Below are 19049 nucleotides of genomic sequence, written 5' to 3' on the forward strand. Positions count from 1 at the left end.
ACTGTTGGCGTCGCGGGGAGAAAACGTGGAAGGGCACGTGGGCGAGTGCTGGGATAAAGTGGTACAAAATTGCTAAGAGGCAAGCGTGCCGTCTCTAATTTTATCTATTAATCAATTGCTTATAAAGGAGTTGGTCTCATCCATCATCGAATCAGTTCACGCAATACCTAGATTTTAAACAGTTGCTGGCGTCTTGCCGAAAATCTGAACCACTTCCACGTTAATCGTATTTCACAGCAGCAAATAATGAGTACACAATTAAGGCCAGAAGTGAACCCTACCCATATGAAACGTAATGCTTTCAAACACTTGGAGGATGAGTGATGCCGTCCGCTGCGCCATATTGAGTTACGAGGCCCTTGAACTCTCCGTAACGACAGAGAAAGCGACCTGAGGGTCGCTTTTTTTGTGCCTGGAATTTATGCCCGTGCATCGCCCCTCCCGGGACAAGCCTGGTCTGGGCTTGGCCCCTGACCCGTTCCCACCAGCACCTCTGCTCATTCGAGCTCGCTGGCAAGTTTCATGACTTCGCGCCTGATGTTTCAGGCATTGGCATTGCGCTACCGGCGGCCGCGCTCACTGCGTCGAGCCGATCCTCATCTCAACCCCTGCAGGGGGGCAGCAATTCGGCAAATCTGTCCGCCATCGTCGACCTTGAGTGTGCAGGCCAAATGGCGCTGAGTTCAAAATGCGGCAAGGCAGCGCCGTTTCTGATCTCGCTGTATCTCATCCCGGCAAATTGCAGCGATTTTACAGAGCAAGGCAGTAGTGATACGCCACGGCCCGCTGCGACGCAGGCGATGACTGTCAGGGTCCGGTTAGCCTCTTGAATGATGTCGATAGGATGTCCTTCCCGACGAAACGTGCTCAGGATAGCGCTGCGAATCAACGGCAGTTGTTCCTCTGGAAACCAGACGAGCCCCGTCGCAGCAAGGTCTTCCAATGAGACCATTCCATCTTCGCCCACCTCATAGCTACTCGGCAGAACAGCGATCAGCGGCTCTTGGCTGATGAGCTTCTCGTGCATGTTGCCCTGGATCGACACGGGCGTATGCAGCAAGCCGAGGTCGATTTCACCCTTTTGCAGGGCCAGACTCTGCTCGGCATTACTCATCTCCCTGAGAACCAACTCGATCCCAGGGTAGGCTGCCTGCATCTGGTTGAGGGCTCGAGGCAGAGTGTCGAACAAGGCCGCAGAAACGAAACCGATTATCAGCCGTCCTGCACGTTTGGCACCAATAGCTTGCGCCCGCTGAGTAGCCGATTCGATGTTCGCGATGCTCAAGCGGATATCGTCAATGATCGCGACAGCTGCCGGCGTCAACACCGCCCCTCTGCGAGAGCGTTCGAACAGCTTCACCCCCAGTTCCTTTTCCATGCGAACCAAGGCCTGACTGAGTGCGGGCTGTGCTATCCCAAGGCGATCGGCAGCACGGGTAATGCTGCCGGCATCCGCAATTGCCAGAAAGTAACGGAGGTGACGAGTTTCCATACGCTCCCGATATGAATATTGATCCTCGGCATAATAGATCCCGATCAAAGCTTTTCATAGGATGGCGGCACATAAGGGATCCGATCGTGGCCCACAATAACAAGAAGGGATTTGCGATGAACTGGTACAGCGAGACTACGATCGTTGAAAAAAGCACGTTCTGGAGTAGTTACGCCGGATGGGCTCCGGATAGCGTGGACACCCAACTGTTCAGCCTGCTCACTCCTTGCCTTTCACTGACCTGGGCGCTGGTGGATGCAGCCGCCAATCTCGCGCAGAACAGCCCAGCGACGGTCGAATGGCCCACGCGTGACCGTGCCAAACTGCGCTCGCACTGATCGATTCTTCACCTTGGCGATTGGGTAATTCATGAACTCCTTGAACGCTCAAACAGCAGTAACGGCTGGCACGTCGGATGCGTCAGTCGTTGGCTTTGCCGACCGTTGGTACGCCCGGAACGACCTTGGCATCAGCGCGATTGACAGCCACGCCCATGTGTTTGTCAAAGGCTTGCCCATGGCGCGGGATCGCCGCCATGCGCCGGATTACAGCGCCACCGCCGATGACTACGTCAGACACATGGCGGCCAACCACATCTCCCATGGCGTTCTGGTGCAACCCAGCTTTCTGGGTACGGACAATTCGTTCCTGCTGGCTGTACTCAAGCGTTACCCATCGAAATTTCGAGGGGTAGTGGTCGTCGATCCTTCCATCAGCGAAGCGCAACTGCAGGCGTTGGCGCAGCTAGGCGTCGTGGGCATGCGGCTGAACCTGATCGGCGTGCAGATGCCGGATCTCACTGCTGCTCGGTGGACGCGCTTTGTGCAGCGCCTCATTGATCTGGACTGGCACATTGAAGTGCATCGTCAGGCCCGGGACCTGCCTTATCTGGTCGGCACGTTGCTGCGTCAGGGGGCCAAGGTCGTGGTCGACCATTTTGGACGACCCGATCCGCAAAGCGGGGTGGATGATCCAGGCTTTGATTACTTGCTCAGGCAAGCACACACCGGGCAGGTCTGGGTCAAGTTATCTGCCGCGTACCGCACGGCGCAACGACCGGGAGACCCAAGCGGGCTTCATTTTGGCCAGGGTGCAACGCAAAAGCTGATCCAGGCCTTTTCCAGTTCGCATCTTCTCTGGGGCAGTGATTGGCCACATACCCAGCATCAGGAAGTGATCGACTACGCCGCGTCGAAATCGGCCCTGTCTGCGTGGGTGTCAGATCCTGTTCAGCGCCAGATCATCATGCGAAGCACCGCACAAAAGCTGTTCAAATTCAATCATTAAGGAGCCGTCATGACCGCTTCCAGCTCACAGCGCAAAAGCACGTTTCGCCAACAGGTCCAGGCACGCCAAGGGCTTCTGGTGGCCGGCGTATTCAACGCGCTCAGCGCAAGAATCGCTGCCGATATCGGTTTTGAAGCGCTTTATCTCAGTGGAGCGGGTGTCACCAACATGGCCCTGGGCTTGCCAGATCTGGGATTCGTTGGGCTCGACGAAATAGCCGTACACACTGCCAGGGTGCGCGATACCGTAGAGCTGCCTCTGATTGTCGATGCCGACACCGGTTTCGGTAATGCATTGAACGTGCGTCACACGGTGCGCACACTCGAACGTAGCGGAGCCGATGCCATCCAGTTCGAAGACCAGGTGCTGCCCAAGAAATGCGGGCACTTCTGCGGGAAGGAAGTGATCAGTGCAGCGGAAATGGTGGGCAAGCTTCAGGCCGCGGTGGACGCGCGTGAGGATCGGAATCTCCAGATCATTGCCCGTACCGATGCCTGTGCCGTTGAAGGCATCCAGGCCGCCATCGAGCGCGCACACCGTTACGTGGAGGCCGGGGCCGACATCTTGTTTATCGAAGCCACCGAAAGCATCGAGGATATCCGGCGCCTGCCTGGTTTGTTCGATACGCCCAACCTGATCAACATCGTGATCGGGGGCAAGACACCTACACTGCCCCGCAATGAGTTGGGCGAACTGGGCTACGGAATCGTGCTCTACGCTAACGCGGGTTTGCAGAGTGCAACGCTGGGCATGCAGCGCGCCTTGACCAGCCTGTTGCAAAACGGTCGTCTGGATGAGGATCTGACATTGGTGGTGCCGTTCGCCGAACGCCAGCGTCTGGTGAACAAGGCGCTCTTCGACGAGTTGGAATATCGCTACGGCGTGGCAGGACAGGCATGATTGACGAAGCGCAAGGCCCCCCGTCGAAGGCCGCGGTTGCAGGGGCATTGGTCGGCAACGCGATCGAATGGTACGACTTTCTGGCGTACAGTATTTTCTCGCTGTATTTCGCCAAGGCATTTTTTCCAGCAGACGCAACCACCGTGCAGCTGATGAACACTGCTGCCATCGCAGCGGTGGGGTATGTGGGGCGTCCTCTGGGGAGTTGCCTCATCGGTCTATACGCCGACAGGCGAGGACGCAGACGTGCATTGACCCTTTTGGTCGGGGGCATGTGCCTGGGCTCGATGATGATCGCGCTTGCTCCAACGTATGCCATAGCGGGGCCAGGGCCCCAGCGCTGTTGATTGGTGCTCGCCTGTTGCAAGGGCTGTGCATGGGTGGGGAGTACGCAACAAGCGCGGTGTACTTGAGCGAAGTTGTGCCTGCCAATCGACGCGGCTTTTACCTGGGCTTCGTACAAGTGAGTGTCGTCGGTGGACAGCTGTTTGCGCTGGCGCTGATGTTGTTCATGCAATATGTGTGGTTGAGCACTTCCCAAATCGAAAGTTGGGGATGGCGAATCCCATTTCTGATTGGCGGCATATTTGCGTTGTTTGCTGCTTATATCAGACGGCATGTGCAGGAGCTGGAGCCGCCACGTTCACAACCCCCTTCATTATCTCCCTGGAAGGAGATGTATCGGCATTGGCGATTACTGTTGCTGGTGGTGGGCATTTCAGTGGGCGGCACAGTGGCATTTTATACTTACACCATTTATATCCAGAAGTTATTAATCAACACCCATCGGAGGGGGTGATGAACTGGGGACGTGAGTGGCCTAACGTGGGTTATGAGAACGTGACCGATTACGACAAACAATATGCGCTGATGCAGCGTTTATTGCGCGATGCAGCAGCTCGAAACGCCGTAATGGTCCACGCTCCGACCTCGCTTTACCGGTTTTGACTCACATGGGTTTCAACCTCATCCCACACCAACCTCCACCACCTCCCCATTCAACCGCACCGGCCAGGTCCGCAATTTCAGCGACGGGTCCTCCAAACACGTCCCGTCTTCCAGCCGGTAATGCTGCTTATATAGAGGCGATGCAATCACAAGATCCCCGGCCAGACTGCCCACCAGCCCGCGCCCGATCACGTTCGCCCCGGACACCGGATCGCGGTTGTCCACGGCAAACAGTTGCGGGGTACCGCTGATGCAGGCGATGTAGAACAGCGCCACCTGCACATTGCCCACCAGCGCCACCACCCCGGAGTTGAGCACCAGGTCCTGACGGGCGCATACCGCGCGCCAGGCTTGGGTGTGGGTCATGTCCTTCATAAACGCATTGGCCTGGCTCATCGTGCTATCTCCTCGACGGGAATCAGGTTGAGTTCATGGGCTCGTGCCGGGCGCCGCTGGCTGCGTTCCGTAACGAAATGGATGTCCGGATCGGCACTCTTGTCGTTGACGAAGGTACGGAAGCGCTTGAGCTTTTCCGGGCTCTTCAGGGCGTTGGCCCACTCACATTCATAACGGTCCACCACCAGCTGCATTTGTTCCTCCAGCTCGGCCGCCAGCCCCAGGCTGTCACCGATGACCACCGCTTTGAGGTAATCCAGCCCGCCCTCCAGCGACTCGCGCCAGACCGAGGTGCGTTGCAGCTTGTCGGCGGTGCGGATGTAGAACATCAGCACCCGGTCGATGTAGCGAATCAGCGTTTCGTCATCCAGATCGGTGGCCAATAGCTCGGCGTGGCGTGGGCGCATACCGCCGTTGCCGCACACATACAGGTTCCAACCGTTCTCGGTGGCGATCACCCCAATGTCCTTGCTTTGCGCTTCGGCGCATTCGCGGGTGCAACCGGAAACCGCGAACTTCAACTTGTGTGGGGAGCGCAGTCCCTTGTAACGGTCTTCGATGGTAAGCGCCATTTGCACACTGTCCTGCACGCCATAGCGACACCAGGTGCTGCCGACGCAGGACTTCACGGTACGCGTCGATTTGCCATACGCATGCCCGGTCTCGAAACCAGCGGCGATCAGCTCGGCCCAGATGTCCGGCAGTTCATGCAACTGCGCGCCAAACAGGTCGATACGCTGCCCGCCAGTGATCTTGGTGTAAAGGTCGTATTTCTTCGCGACAGCGCCGATGGCGATCAAGCCGTCCGGGGTGATTTCACCCGCCGGTATTCGCGGGACCACCGAGTAGGTGCCGTTCTTCTGCATGTTGGCCATGAAGGTGTCATTGGTGTCCTGCAGCGGCACCAGCGATGGGTCCATGATCGGTTTGTTCCAGCACGACGCAAGGATGGATCCGACCACCGGTTTGCAGATGTCGCAACCCAGATGGCCCTTGCCGTGACGGCTAAGCATGTCTTCGAAGGTTTCGATTTTTTCCACGCGGGCGAAGGCGTACAGCTCCTGACGCGTGAAGGCGAAGTGCTCGCACAGGCTCTTGTCGACAGCGACGCCTCGGGCGGTCAGTTCGTGCTCGAACACACTCTTGAGCAATGCCGAACAGCCCCCGCAACCGGTCGCCGCCTTGGTACAGGCCTTGATGCCTGCCAGATCGCTGCAGCCGCCATCGATGGCCGAACAGACCGCGCCTTTACTGACGTTATGGCAAGAGCAAATGGTTGCGGTGGCGGGCAGCGCATCGGCACCGAGCGTGGGTGCGCCTTCGCTGTGGGGCAGGATCAGGCTCGATGGATCGGCAGGCAGCTTGATGCCATTCTGCGCATATTGCAGCAGGGTGTCGTAATAGCTGTTGTCGCCCACCAGCACCGCGCCGAGCACCCGTTTGCCATCGGCGGACACCACCAGGCGACGGTAGCTGGCGGTGGCTTCGTCGATGAAGCGATAACTGCGTGCGCCCGTCAGCGCGCCGTGGGCGTCGCCGATCGAGCCAACATCGACGCCCAACAGCTTGAGCTTGGTCGACATGTCGGCGCCGAAGAATGGCTCCGCTTCCTGACCGCACAATTGAGCCGCGACGTTGCGCGCCATCTGATAACCCGGCGCCACCAAGCCGAATACGCTGCCGTTCCAGGCCGCGCATTCGCCGATGGCGAAGATGTCCGCATCGCTGGTACGGCAATGTTCGTCGATGGCGATGCCGCCTCGCGGGCCCAGTTCCAGCTCGCATTGGCGGGCGAGGGCGTCTTGTGGGCGGATACCGGCGGAGAACACGATCAGGTCGGTTTCGAGAAACTCTTCACCGGCAAAATTCATCCGATAGCGATAGTGCTCACCTTGAGTGATCGACTGGGTGGCGCGAGACAGATGCACGCCTACGCCCAAGGCCTCGATCCGCGCTTTCAAGGCCGCGCCGCCGTGGTCGTCCAGCTGTACCGGCATCAGGCGCGGGGCAAACTCCACTACATGCGCTTCCAGCCCCAGCGACTTCAGTGCATTGGCCGCCTCGAGACCTAGCAAGCCGCCACCGACCACCACGCCCCGTGTGGCCTGGCTTGCCGCAGCGCGAATGGTGTCCAGATCATCCAGCGTGCGATACACCAGCCGCGAGTGGCCTTTGGCGCCTTCGATGGGCGGCACGAAAGGGTAGGAACCGGTCGCCAGCACCAGCTTGTCGTAACCGAAGCAGCCTTTGGACGTAATGACCTCGCGGCGGGCGCGATCGATTTCCAGCACGGGGACGCCCAGGTGCAGCGTCAGGCCGGCCTGCTCATAGAGAGCTGCGTCGCTCATCGCCAGGGATTCGGCATCGCGCCCGCCGAAGTATTCGGATAAGTGAACGCGGTCGTAGGCGCGCTGGCCTTCCTCGCCAAAGACGTGAATGCGATAGCGTGCCAGGGCGCCGGCAGCGATCAATTGCTCGACGCAGTGATGACCGACCATCCCGTTGCCGACGACGATCAGGGTTTGCACATCATCAAGAGGGGCGACAGTGGTGTTCATATCGAGTCCCGGCCAAAGCCAATCAGGTTTTTGAAAGCAAAAAAAAGGCGCCCGGAACCTCTCGGTTCCAGGCGCCTTTGCCTGTTCTTTTAGGGGTTGTCACTCGACCGCTTTGTCGGCAGCAACCTGCTGGGCCCATGCCTTGTGGGGCGAGTGATCATCATCGACCGACCCGGGCCGCCAACCATGCGTACAGGCTGGACTTGATTGAGGTGAAGCAATGGGTGTGCCAGTGCAACGAAGCGGTATGTCCTCGAACCGGTAGCGGTCCGGCGTGCCAGCGCTGACGCCCATAATACCGCCACCACTGCCAAATCAGACTGATGCAGTGGATCAGTCGCGACTGCCATTACGAGGCACGGAAAAGGTGCGGATTGGGCGACATTTGCCCCAACCTGTAGCAATTCGGCCCACCGACGCTTTCGCTTTCAAATCCTTCACGGCCGCCAATCTGCGTCGCTATAGGCCATGCTCCTGACACTGGCCTGCCGTTTGCAACTGCACCCCTGCAGGCAGTCAACGCCGATTGCCATCTTCACGACAAAGGCGCCGTGTGCTCCCCGTTTTTTTTCAGCGGAGGGGAACAGGGCGTCTTTTTTTGGCTTCGGGAAAGTGGATATGGCGAGCAACAGCGTGCGAAGTGTGTGTCCTTATTGCGGCGTCGGCTGCGGCATCGTCATGCAGGTCGAGAACAATCGGGTGATCAAGGTCGGTGGCGACAAAAGCCACCCCACCAACTTCGGTCGCCTGTGCACCAAGGGCACGACCTGCGGCCAGGCCATCGCCGAGTCCGGGCGCATGGAGTCGGCGTATCTGCGTCATCAACGACATAAAGACCCAGTGCGCACCGACATCGATACCGCGATCGGCGAAACCGCGCAGCGCCTGCTCGCAATTCTCGACCGCGACGGCCCCGACGCGCTGGCTTTTTACGTCTCCGGGCAGATGTCCCTGGAGGCGCAATACCTGGCCAACAAACTGGCCAAGGGGTTTGTGCGCACCCCCAACATCGAATCCAACTCGCGGTTGTGCATGGCCAGTGCCGGCAGCGGCTACAAACTGTCGCTGGGCTCCGATGGCCCGCCAGGTTCCTACGATGATTTCGACAAGGCCGATCTGTTCTTCGTGATCGGCGCTAATATGGCCGACTGTCATCCGATCCTGTTCCTGCGCATGATGGATCGGGTCAAGGCCGGGGCGAAGCTGATCGTCGTCGATCCTCGGCGCAGTGCCACGGCAGACAAGGCCAGCCTGTTTCTGCAGATCAGACCTGGCACCGACCTGGCACTGCTCAATGGCCTGTTGTACCTACTGCTCGAAAACGGCGACATCGACGCTGACTTCATCGCCTCCTACACCCAGGGCTGGAACGCGATGCCCGACTTCCTCGCCGCGTATTTCCCGGCCCACGTGGCACAGATCACGGGGCTCGCCGAAGCGGATATTCGTCAGGCCGCGCAGTTGATCGGCCAGGCACCGGAGTGGATGAGCTGTTGGACCATGGGCCTGAACCAGAGCACCCACGGCACATGGAACACCAACGCGCTGTGCAATCTGCACTTGGCGACCGGGGCGATCTGTCGTCCCGGCAGCGGCCCGTTTTCCCTCACCGGCCAGCCCAATGCCATGGGCGGCAGGGAAATGGGCTACATGGGGCCGGGACTTCCCGGGCAGCGCTCGGTACTGGCCGAAGCGGATCGCAGCTATATGGAAGGCATGTGGTCGATCCCCCAAGGTAGCCTCGGCCAGAAAGTCGGCGGCGGCACCATCGATCTGTTCCAGCAGATGCGCGAGGGCACGATCAAGGCGTGCTGGATCATCTGCACCAACCCGGTCGCCAGCGTCGCCAACCGCGCCACGGTGATCGAAGGGTTGCAGGCCGCCGAACTGGTGATCACCCAGGACGCCTTCCTCGACACGGAAACCAACCGCTACGCCGACATCCTGTTACCTGGCGCGCTATGGGCCGAAGCCGATGGCGTGATGATCAACTCCGAACGCAACCTGAACCTGACGCAAAAAGCGGTCGATGCGCCCGGCGACGCCTTGCCCGACTGGCAGATCATCGCCCGCGTGGCCTGCGAAATGGGTTTCGCCGAGGCATTCAGCTACCGTTCGGCCGAGGACGTCTTCGAGGAAATCAAACAGGCGTGGAACCCGCAGACCGGCTACGACATTCGTGGCGCCAGTTACGCGCGTCTGCGTGAAGGCTCACTGCAATGGCCCTGCGCACCTGGCAGCGACGCCACGCGCAATCCGATTCGCTACCTCAACCATGGCGCCAGTCAGACCCTCAAACTGGACGCGCAAGGCCAGCGCCCGGCCATCATCTTCGCCACCGAACATGGCAGGGCGGTGTTCCTTCCGCGCCCGCACATGCCGCCCGCTGAAATGCCCAATGAAAACTACCCGCTGGTGCTCAACACCGGCCGCGTGCAGCACCAATGGCACACGCTGACCAAGACCGGCAAAGTCGCGACCCTGAACAAACTCAACCCCGGCCCCTTCGTCGAAATTCACCCCGACGACGCAACAAGCCTCGGCATTGCCGACAAGGACGCCGTCGAAGTGAGTTCGGCCAGAGGGCGCGCCGTGCTGCCGGCGGTGGTTACCGATCGGGTGCGGCCGGGCAATTGCTTTGCGCCGTTTCACTGGAACGATGTGTACGGCGAAAACCTGGCGATCAACGCGATCACCAGCGATGCCGTCGACCCGATTTCGCAACAGCCGGAATTCAAGTTCTGCGCCGTGGCATTGAAGAAGGTCGAGTTGATCGGCCACCGTTTTCTCGATCTGCCGCAGGCCGATGTCGAGCTGCTCGAAGAGGTCGAAGGCATGCCGCTGTTGACTCTGCTGTGGGCCTCACAGACGGGTAATGCCGAGGCGCTGGCCAAGGGGTTCGGTAGCCGCTTGCGCGCCGTGGGCGTGCCGGTTCGGGTCACGGCGATGGACAGTTTTCCCGTGACCCGCCTGGCCGAAACCGGCACGGTCGCGCTGATCAGCAGCACCTTTGGCGACGGCGACGCCCCGGATAACGGCCAGGGCTTCTGGCAGTCGCTGAACGCGCAACAGGCGCGACTGGAATCACTGCGTTATGCGGTACTCGCGCTGGGCGATCCGAGTTATGAAAACTTCTGTCAGCATGGCAAGCGTCTCGAACAGCGCCTGTCGAGTCTGGGGGCGTCGCCGCTGATAGCACGAGTGGATTGCGATGGCGATTTTCAGACGCCCGCCGAGCGTTGGTTCAAGGCATTGCAACAGGCATTGGCGCTGGACATTCCCGACGTCGCATTCGAAGCTCCACCCGGTGATCAGCCGTCCCGCGCGCAGCCACATCCAGCCAGGCTGGCGATCAATCGGCGCCTGAACGGGGAGGGCGCGGGCAAGGATACCCGTCAGTTCGCGCTGACCCTCGGTGATTCGGGCATGAGGTACGAAGCGGGTGATGCATTGGGCGTGTGGCCGCGCAACTGTCCGGGGCTGGTTGACGAGTTGCTGGAACTGACAGGCCTCAATGGCGAGCAGTCGGTTCAGGTCGAGAAGCTGGGGGACATATCGCTGCGACAGGCACTGACCGAGCGATTCGAAATCGCCCGACCCAACCGGCAGGCACTGGATTTCATCGCCACGCGCGGCGCCAGTCCGGAGCTGAAAACCCTGCTCAGTGAACCCTTCAAGGGTGAGCTGAAAAGCTGGCTGTGGGGGCGACAACTGGCGGACGTGCTGCGCGAGTTTCCCCTAAGTTGTTCCGGGGAAGAGCTGCTGGAAAATCTCAAGCCGCTGCAACCGCGTTTGTATTCCATCGCTTCCAGTGCGAAGGCTCATCCCGACGCGGTTCACCTCACCGTTTCGGCGGTGCGCTACGGCAAGCGTAAAGGTGTGTCATCGACCTTTCTCGCCGATCGCGCCGACGCCTGTGAGGTGCCGATCTTCCTGCAACCGACCCAGCACTTTCGCCCGCCCGCCGATGGGGGTGTGCCGATGATCATGATCGGGCCAGGCACTGGCGTGGCGCCCTTTCGGGCTTTTTTGCAGGAGCGCCGGGCGCGCGGTGATCAAGGCCGTAACTGGCTGTTCTTCGGCGAGCAGCACGCGGCCACCGATTTCTACTATCGCGACGAGCTGCAGGACATGCAAAAGGACGGGCTGCTGACTCACCTTAGCCTGGCGTTTTCCCGCGATCAGGCCGAGAAAATCTACGTTCAGCATCGCATCCGCCAACAAGGTGCCGAGCTGTGGAAGTGGTTGCAGGAGGGAGGGCAGATCTACATCTGTGGCGACGCTACGCACATGGCCAGGGATGTCGATCACGCGCTGCGCGATGTCATCAGCCAGCATGGCGGCTTGAGTGAAGAACGGGCGGCCGAACATCTGCGTGATCTGGCCGAACACAAGCGTTATGTGCGAGATGTGTATTGAGGCCCCACGACTTCTATCATGTGAAATACGCATCGCCGATTGCTTTATTGATTTTCATTGGTAATGTATGGCTCTATGAAAACACTCGATATCGATGCCGTTCATGCGTTCGTCATGGTCGCGGACCTCAAGAGTTTCACCCGTGCTGCCGAGGCGATCGACAGCACGCAATCGGCCGTCAGCCTCAAGATCAAACGTCTGGAAGACACTCTCGGGCGCCGCCTGCTCGAGCGCACCCCGCGACGCGTTCAGTTGTCCGCCGAAGGCAGTGTGTTTCTCGCCTCGGCACGCAATCTGGTGGCCGCTCACCAAGGCGCGATCGGTTCGTTCGATGTGCCCCGACGGCGTCTGGTGCTTGGCATCAGCCATCACATCGTCGGCGCCGAACTGCCGATCCTGCTCAAGTACCTGAAAACCGCGCATCCCAATCTAATCGTCGAGTTGCGCGTTTCTACATCTCGTGGCGTGCTGGATGCCTTCGATCAGGGGGACATCGAAGGCGCCATCGTGCTGCGTCACGACAATCGGCGGCTCGATGGAGAGGTGCTGTTTCAGGAAGGTTTCGGCTGGATGGCCTCCAGAGACTTCGTGCATCAGCAGGGCCTGCCTTTGCACCTGGCCACTCAGGCAGAGCGTTGCAGCGTGCGCAGCATGGCGATCACCGCGCTGGGCGAGGCGGACATCCCGTGGACGGAAGTCTTCGTTGGCGGTGGGGTGATGACAATTGGCGCAGCGGTGTCCGCAGGGTTGGCGGTCGCGGTAATGTCCCGGCGCGTGGCCCCCGAGGGGCTGATCGACGTCGGGCCGCAACTGGGGCTGCCGGCGTTGCCACTGCGCGAGGTGGTGCTGCATTCCAGCGCGTCCTCCGAGCAGAGCCGCACAGTCCTCGCCACCCTGGCGGCGGCCCTGCGTTCGACAGCCCTCTGAACCTGTCAGAAAGAGCCGAGCCGGCGTAGGGTAACGGCCAAGGCTATCGTCAGACTCATGATCAGCGCCGCGCCGATTGCCAGCCCCATCAGGTGTGCAGCAAGGATGTCGGCGGCGGTTTCTGAGCCTGGTTGGTCGGTTTTGTCACGTGCCGATGTAGCGCTTCTCACGACAGGTGCCCCAGCCCCGGCGCTGCCAGATGCAGCACGTGGTAAACCGTCGCATCGGGCGATGCGGCCGGCGGACCGGAACACAGCTGGAAGCGCACCAGTCGCCAGTCTTTCAGATCAAGAACGGTCCACGCCGCAACCGTCTCAGGCTGCTCGGCAAGGTGCCGGTTACGTGCTGACTCCCTGGCGGGCAACGCCGTCATATCGCCCGCTGCATTCAGCGCCAGTTCTTCGCGATACAACCAAGCCGGTTGCCTGGCGGGCCCACGCCTGGCATCCAGCGGCAGCCAGGTTTCGATGGCGGGGCGGCCGAACGAGTCGATGACGCTGATGAATTTGTCGCTGGTCAGAAAGCTGGCTGCAGCGGTTGGATCGAGCCAGAGGTAAACCGAGGCATAGAGGTTGCCGAGGGCGCCGTTCTGACCTCGCTCCTGTGAGACGAACGCCTTGAGCACCAGCCCCTCGGCGGTGTCCCAGATCGGCCCGCGTTGTCGTGCGCGATGGCGGATCACCTGCATGTCGTAGTCCGAAGGAAGTCTGTGGGAATACTGCATGGCGAACATGGCTTGCTCCTGTCTGTAGTCGATAGGTACAAGGTTGCGCCGTGTCGTTCGCAGAAAACAGATCGATAGCAATATAGCTGTGATGGGGTTCGGTAATGATTGGTCGTCGCCGGGCTGTCTGAACCAAAACTGAACGGTTTTCTCGAGAGAGCGAGAAAACCTTTGGATACCTGAACTTATCTGCCTTTTCTCCCTCTCATGCCGGTAGCCATTGATCGCGGCGGCCTGATAAGCTCGCGGCTTTACTCGTTTGCCCTATTGGCGCATGAACAAGGAAACAGGATGAAACAGCATCGGTTGGCAGCGGCGATTGCCCTGGTCGGTCTGGTACTCGCGGGCTGCGATAAGCAAGCCAGCACCGTTGAGCTGAAAACCCCGGCACAAAAAGCCTCTTATGGCATCGGCCTGAATATGGGCAAAAGTCTGGCTCAGGAAGGTATGGACGATCTGGATTCCAAAGCCGTCGCGCTGGGTATCGAAGATGCCGTCGGCAAGAAAGAACAGAAACTCAAAGACGAAGAGCTGGTAGCGGCTTTCGGCGAGCTGCAGAAGCGTGCTGAAGAACGCATGGCCAAGATGAGCGAAGAGTCGGCAGCCGCTGGCAAGAAATTCCTCGAAGAAAACGGCAAGCGCAAGGAAGTCACCACCACTGCTTCCGGCCTGCAATACGAAATTATCAAGCAAGCCGACGGCCCAGTGCCCAAGCCGACTGATGTCGTGACCGTTCACTACGAAGGCAAGCTGACGGATGGCAAGGTGTTCGACAGCTCCGTCGAGCGCGGCAGCCCGATCGATCTGCCGGTCAGCGGTGTGATCCCTGGTTGGGTCGAAGGCCTGCAACTGATGCACGTCGGCGAGAAGGTCAAGCTCTACATCCCGAGCGATCTGGCCTACGGCGCACAAAGCCCAAGCCCGATGATTCCGGCCAACTCGGTTCTGGTTTTCGATCTGGAACTGCTGGGCATCAAGGATCCGGCTGCAGCAGGCAACGATGCCGCTGGCGCTGCGGGTGCCGACGAGGAAGAAGACGCTGCACCGGCAGCCGAACCTGCCAAGCCTGCGGCGAAGAAGTAATCGATACATCGATTACCGCCTGCACGAAATGCCCCGTCTCGACGGGGCATTTTCATTTTTGTCGAAAAAAAATCGAACCGGGTTGGGCAGTTACAGTCCCAATACCGTTGATGAATCGAGCGAGCGTCGGGATTTATTGATGGGTGTGTCAGGTTTCGATACGCATCCGATAGCCTCGGCAGATGCTCAAGTCAATGAATTTCTGCGTTTTTTTATGTGAGTAAAAAACGCGCGATCTAAGCCAAAGCTCGATAGTACGGGCGTTTCAGGGCCACAAAGCGGCTCTGTTCACAAGGTTATCCACAATTTGTGTGGATAACCTTTCGTGCGTGCAGGCTTGCAAGTCCTGGCTGGGTTCTTCCATCAGTGGCGATTGACCAATTGGTCGATTTTTATCGGTATCGCTGGAGCGAATATGAAAGCACCCTGGAATTTCATTCGTTATCTCCCCATGGCCAAACGCTTAATGGCGGCGGGTCGTCTGCCTGCCTTGCTGTTCGCGGTCGCAGGCAAGGCGGCGAGCGAAGGTAACCGATTGGGCAAGCTCAAGGACGATCTGAAGCTACTGCAGGCGTTGTGCCTGGCTTACTGGCGCGGTGAGTACCGGGCCATTAGCGGCAAGGCAATCCTGTCGGTGGTGGCGGGGCTGATGTATTTCCTGAGTCCGTTGGACGCCATTCCCGACTGGATTCCGGGGCTGGGCATGCTCGACGACATCGCTGTCCTGGCGTGGGTCATGAAGAATCTCGAGGCCGAACTCAGTGCTTTCCGCGCCTGGCGTGAGCGACAGAACCCCGAAAAGCTGGCAGTGGTCGAGCGTTTGCCCAAGACGCCGAAACTGCTTGAGCAGGAGAAGAAGGATTAACGCTCGTCGTGGGCATAAGTCCTTAGCAGTCCGACCTCCCAGCGGTGATGACCTTGAGTTCGTCACCGCGTAAGCCACGCTGCTACACGGGCTGAGCAGACCCGCTGTCTTCGTCATCTACCTCCCACCCCCGGAAAACGTCGTTCTTCAGAGAGCTCTGTCGATCGAGCGCACGCCTTTGCCCCCCATCCGCTGTTAAGATGCCGCCAATATCTAAAAAAAGATTACAAGAAACGGCTTTTTGTCCTACAGGGGGTGGTATGGATCTTCAGGTTATTTCTCGTGATGGAGAGCCAGAGTACGCGGTGTTGCCGTGGGCGCAGTATCAGGCGTTGTTGCAGGCCGCCGGGGCGGCCAGTCCACAATACACAGCGCCCGCACCCCAGCCTGGCGACGCCTCGGATGCTGCTGTCAATTACCCATCCTTCGACCAACTGGGCCCGCTGCGCCAGGCCAAAGGCATTGACGCTGCCAAGCTGGCGCGGGCTGTGGGCATCAGTCCTTCCTATCTCGAACTGATCGAAAACGGCACGCGCCAACCGGATGCGGCCATTCGCAGAAGTCTGGCCTGGGAGCTGGGCGTGCCCGGCTGGCGAGGTGAGTCATGAGCGTGCGCATCAGCCGTCAGCATTGGGACGCGCTGCTGGCTGAACTGGCCCTGGCGCGTCGGCAGCGTCATCTGGTGACCTATCGCGCTTTGCTGGAACGCCTGCAACTGCCCACCCCGGCGATGCAGACCCTGACCGCCGCCCTCGAACACCTCGCCGCCCTCGACGCCCGTGCCGAACAGCCATTGCGCAGTTCGCTGGTCATCAGCCAAGGCGCCAGCCGCCTGCCACGCACCGGCTTCTTCGAATGCGCCGAACGCCTGAACCGCTTCTCCGGCCCCTCCGACGGCGTCGCCGCCGCCTCCTGGCACGCCGCCGAAGTGGTGCGGGTGTTTGAGTTCGACTATCCAGAAGAGGGCTAAGTCGACGCACTGAGTTTGCCGCGAGTGGCTCGACGCTCAGCACGGCCGTATCGATCACATGCACGCCCAAGAAAAAGGGCCCGACGCTTGGCGCCGAGCCCCTATATTTCACGACAGATTCAAGACTGGCTGATGACTCTTTGCCATCTCGTCGTCCTCTTTCATGGATGACGATCTTGAATCGACAACCTCACTTCTTCGCCACGGACCCGCTCAAACTCAGGTAGTCGAGGAGAATCCGGCCGGTTTCTGCCAGATACGCATCGTCTTCCGGTTTGGTCTTGTCGTCGTCAACCGGCAGCGCGTCTTCGTCCTCTTTCTTCAGCTCTTTGAGCGGTTCTTCGCCCTTGGCCTTACGACGCACGTTTTCCATCACCAGCTGCTTGTTCTCGATGTCGGCGTGCTCGGTGCGACGCTCGGCTTCGTTGAGGCTGACGGTTTTCTCGCTCATCAGCTTCTTGGCCAGTGCCAGCTTCTGCTCGACGAACACGAACTCGGCGTCTTTGGCGGAGCGCACGTCGTGACGCGATTGCAGCTGTGCCAGGAACGGTTTGAACGGATCCACCGCCGGCTTGATCGCAGGCTTGATGGTGTCATAGGTCATTGCTTCGGGCAGGGCACTTTCGCCGATTTCCTTGGTGTCGATGATCGACGGGTAAGCGATGTCCGGCAGGACGCCCTGATGCTGGGTGCTCTGCCCGGAAACCCGGTAGAACTTGGCCAGGGTCAGTTTCAGTTCGCCGTGGTTCAGCGGCTGAATGGTCTGCACGGTGCCTTTACCGAAGGTCTGACCACCGATGATCAACGCGCGGTGATAGTCCTGCATGGCGCCGGCGAAAATCTCCGAAGCCGAGGCGGACAGGCGGTTGACCAGCAATGCCATTGGCCCTTTGTAGAATGCGCCGCTGTTTTCGTCTTCCAACACGTCGACCTTACCGTCGGCGTTACGCACCAGTACGGTCGGGCCTTTGTCGATGAACAGACTGGTCAGCTCGGTCGCTTCCTGCAGGGAACCGCCGCCGTTGTTACGCAGGTCGATGACCACACCGTCGACTTTCTCCGACTGCAATTCTGTCAGCAGTTTCTTCACGTCGCGCGTGGTGCTCTTGTACTCGGGGTCGCCGGCACGGTAGGCCTTGAAGTCCAGATAGAAGGCAGGAATCTCGATCACGCCCAGCTTGTAGTCCTTGCCATCCTGATTCAGGTGCAGGATGGACTTCTTGGCCGCCTGCTCTTCGAGCTTCACTGCTTCGCGGGTGATCGACACGATCTTGGTGGTCTGATCGTTCGGCGCATTGCTCGCCGGGACGATCTCCAGACGCACGACCGAGCCTTTCGGGCCGCGAATCAGCTTGACCACTTCGTCCAGACGCCAGCCGATCACGTCGACCATTTCCTTGTCGCCCTGGGCGACGCCGATGATCTTGTCGGCGGTGGCCACTTGCTTGGTCTTGGCAGCAGGACCCGCCGGTACCAGGCGCACGATCTTGACGTTGTCGTTATCGCTTTGCAGGACGGCCCCGATGCCTTCCAGCGACAGACTCATGTTGATGTCGAAGTTTTCCGCGCTGTCAGGCGACAGATAATTGGTGTGCGGATCGTAGGACATCGCGAAGGTGTTGAGGTACGCCTGAAAGATGTCTTCGCTGCGGGTCTGCCCCAAACGCGCCAACTGATTCTTGTAACGTTTGGTCAGGGTTTCCTGAATCTTCGCCGGGTCTTTGCCCGCGATCTTCAGGCGCAGCACTTCGTCCTTGACGCGTTTGCGCCACAGGTCATCGAGTTCGGCTTCGTTCTTCGGCCATGGCGCGTCCTTGCGGTCGACCAGCAAGGTTTCGTTGGTGGTCAGATCGATCTTGTCGACGCCTTTATCCAACTGGGCCAGAGCGAAATCCAGACGCGACTTGATGCGGTCCAGATAGCGCTTGTAGATAGTGAATCCCGGGTTCAGATCGCCGCTCTTGAGGAAATCGTCGAACTGAAAGCGCCACTTGTCGAACTCGGCGATATCGCTGGCCAGGAAGTAGCTGCGCGCAGGATCGAGGAGTTTGAGGTAGCTTTGATAAATGATTTCCGAGCGCTTGTCGTCCAGCGGCGGCTTGCTGTAGTGATGGCGCTTGAGCAGCTCCACGACATTCAAGCTCGCAATGACTTCATCGCGATCAGGTTGAAGATTGTCCCAGCTGTTGGCTGCGAACGAACTGGCCGACATTGGCAGGGCAGCCAGGCCAATGAGAAATGCAAGGGTGGTGCTGGGTAGAAAATGCTTCATGCTGATTCGACGCGGGGACAATTGATAACGCATATTAGGCCGTCTTTGAGGTCGCCGGTTCCTTTCAGGCTCCGTGAAAACGACTGCGCTTGGCTACCTTGTGTTGCCGTCGCTCGTGACGTATTTCACACAACCTGATGCGAAACCCGGTCGCATAATGCAAAAAGCCCGTGTGCCATGAAGCACATCGGGCTCAGTCGAGACTCAC

Annotated in this window: 17 protein-coding genes; 12 read left to right on the forward strand and 5 right to left on the reverse strand. The window is 59.5% G+C overall.

Going from position 1 to position 19049, the window contains the following annotated elements:
- Positions 1-601: 601 nt before the first annotated feature.
- A complete protein-coding gene (locus CE491_RS10170) occupies positions 602-1492 on the reverse strand; it encodes a LysR family transcriptional regulator (protein WP_110948288.1) in 891 nt (296 codons plus the stop codon).
- Positions 1493-1578: 86 nt separating this feature from the next.
- Between CE491_RS10170 and CE491_RS10175 the strand changes: the two genes are divergently transcribed.
- Genes CE491_RS10175 through CE491_RS30220 form a run of 6 tightly spaced genes read left to right on the forward strand, consistent with a single transcriptional unit; the run spans position 1579 to position 4627 of the window.
- Positions 1579-1830, forward strand: a complete 252-nt coding sequence (locus CE491_RS10175) for a hypothetical protein (RefSeq protein ID WP_199885054.1) — start codon at positions 1579-1581, stop codon at positions 1828-1830.
- A gap of 31 nt (positions 1831-1861) precedes the next feature.
- On the forward strand, positions 1862-2779 hold the full coding sequence (locus CE491_RS10180; RefSeq protein WP_110948231.1) for an amidohydrolase family protein: 918 nt from the start codon (positions 1862-1864) through the stop codon (positions 2777-2779).
- Between the two features lie 9 nt (positions 2780-2788).
- Positions 2789-3679: an isocitrate lyase/PEP mutase family protein gene (locus CE491_RS10185; protein WP_110948232.1), complete on the forward strand. Its 891-nt coding sequence runs from the start codon at positions 2789-2791 to the stop codon at positions 3677-3679.
- A complete protein-coding gene (locus CE491_RS30965) occupies positions 3676-4026 on the forward strand; it encodes an MFS transporter (RefSeq protein WP_199885055.1) in 351 nt (116 codons plus the stop codon). The genes CE491_RS10185 and CE491_RS30965 overlap by 4 nt, the downstream gene beginning before the upstream one ends.
- Positions 3954-4478 carry an MFS transporter gene (locus CE491_RS30730; protein WP_267894480.1) on the forward strand — a complete coding sequence of 175 codons (525 nt, stop codon included), beginning with the start codon at positions 3954-3956 and terminating at the stop codon, positions 4476-4478. The genes CE491_RS30965 and CE491_RS30730 overlap by 73 nt, the downstream gene beginning before the upstream one ends.
- Positions 4478-4627 (forward strand): hypothetical protein, encoded by a 150-nt coding sequence (locus tag CE491_RS30220; RefSeq protein ID WP_199885057.1) that lies wholly within the window; start codon positions 4478-4480, stop codon positions 4625-4627. Before CE491_RS30730 ends, CE491_RS30220 begins: the two co-directional genes overlap by 1 nt.
- Before the next feature lie 18 nt (positions 4628-4645).
- Here the strand turns inward: CE491_RS30220 and nirD are convergent, their stop codons facing one another.
- Positions 4646-5023, reverse strand: coding sequence for a nitrite reductase small subunit NirD (gene nirD, locus CE491_RS10195; protein ID WP_110948233.1), 378 nt, complete (start codon positions 5021-5023; stop codon positions 4646-4648).
- Positions 5020-7581, reverse strand: a complete 2562-nt coding sequence (gene nirB / locus CE491_RS10200; RefSeq protein ID WP_110948234.1) for a nitrite reductase large subunit NirB — start codon at positions 7579-7581, stop codon at positions 5020-5022. Before nirB ends, nirD begins: the two co-directional genes overlap by 4 nt.
- Positions 7582-8199: 618 nt before the next feature.
- On the opposite strand from nirB, the gene CE491_RS10205 reads away from it, so the two are divergent.
- Both CE491_RS10205 and CE491_RS10210 read left to right on the forward strand, forming a co-directional pair.
- The gene (locus CE491_RS10205; protein WP_110948235.1) at positions 8200-12000 is read left to right on the forward strand and encodes a bifunctional nitrate reductase/sulfite reductase flavoprotein subunit alpha; all 3801 of its coding nucleotides are present in this window, start codon (positions 8200-8202) and stop codon (positions 11998-12000) included.
- 75 nt (positions 12001-12075) lie between these two features.
- A complete protein-coding gene (locus tag CE491_RS10210; RefSeq protein WP_110948236.1) occupies positions 12076-12927 on the forward strand; it encodes a LysR family transcriptional regulator in 852 nt (283 codons plus the stop codon).
- 166 nt (positions 12928-13093) lie between these two features.
- Here CE491_RS10210 and CE491_RS10215 read toward each other — a convergent pair whose 3' ends face one another.
- Complete coding sequence (locus CE491_RS10215; RefSeq protein WP_110948237.1) at positions 13094-13660, reverse strand: DUF4865 family protein; 567 nt, start codon at positions 13658-13660, stop codon at positions 13094-13096.
- 282 nt (positions 13661-13942) lie between these two features.
- Between CE491_RS10215 and CE491_RS10220 the strand changes: the two genes are divergently transcribed.
- The 4 genes from CE491_RS10220 to CE491_RS10235 all read left to right on the forward strand — a co-directional run bounded on the left by CE491_RS10220 (position 13943) and on the right by CE491_RS10235 (position 16569).
- Positions 13943-14734 (forward strand): FKBP-type peptidyl-prolyl cis-trans isomerase, encoded by a 792-nt coding sequence (locus tag CE491_RS10220; RefSeq protein ID WP_110948238.1) that lies wholly within the window; start codon positions 13943-13945, stop codon positions 14732-14734.
- Positions 14735-15149: 415 nt separating this feature from the next.
- A complete protein-coding gene (locus CE491_RS10225) occupies positions 15150-15599 on the forward strand; it encodes a YkvA family protein (RefSeq protein ID WP_110948239.1) in 450 nt (149 codons plus the stop codon).
- A gap of 260 nt (positions 15600-15859) precedes the next feature.
- Positions 15860-16207, forward strand: coding sequence for a helix-turn-helix domain-containing protein (locus CE491_RS10230; protein ID WP_110948240.1), 348 nt, complete (start codon positions 15860-15862; stop codon positions 16205-16207).
- Positions 16204-16569 (forward strand): hypothetical protein, encoded by a 366-nt coding sequence (locus CE491_RS10235; protein WP_110948241.1) that lies wholly within the window; start codon positions 16204-16206, stop codon positions 16567-16569. Before CE491_RS10230 ends, CE491_RS10235 begins: the two co-directional genes overlap by 4 nt.
- 190 nt (positions 16570-16759) lie before the next feature.
- Here the strand turns inward: CE491_RS10235 and CE491_RS10240 are convergent, their stop codons facing one another.
- Positions 16760-18841 (reverse strand): carboxy terminal-processing peptidase, encoded by a 2082-nt coding sequence (locus CE491_RS10240; RefSeq protein WP_199885059.1) that lies wholly within the window; start codon positions 18839-18841, stop codon positions 16760-16762.
- Positions 18842-19049 lie beyond the last annotated feature (208 nt).

The sequence above is a fragment of the Pseudomonas bohemica genome (genome assembly GCF_002934685.1).
GTDB lineage: Bacteria > Pseudomonadota > Gammaproteobacteria > Pseudomonadales > Pseudomonadaceae > Aquipseudomonas > Aquipseudomonas bohemica.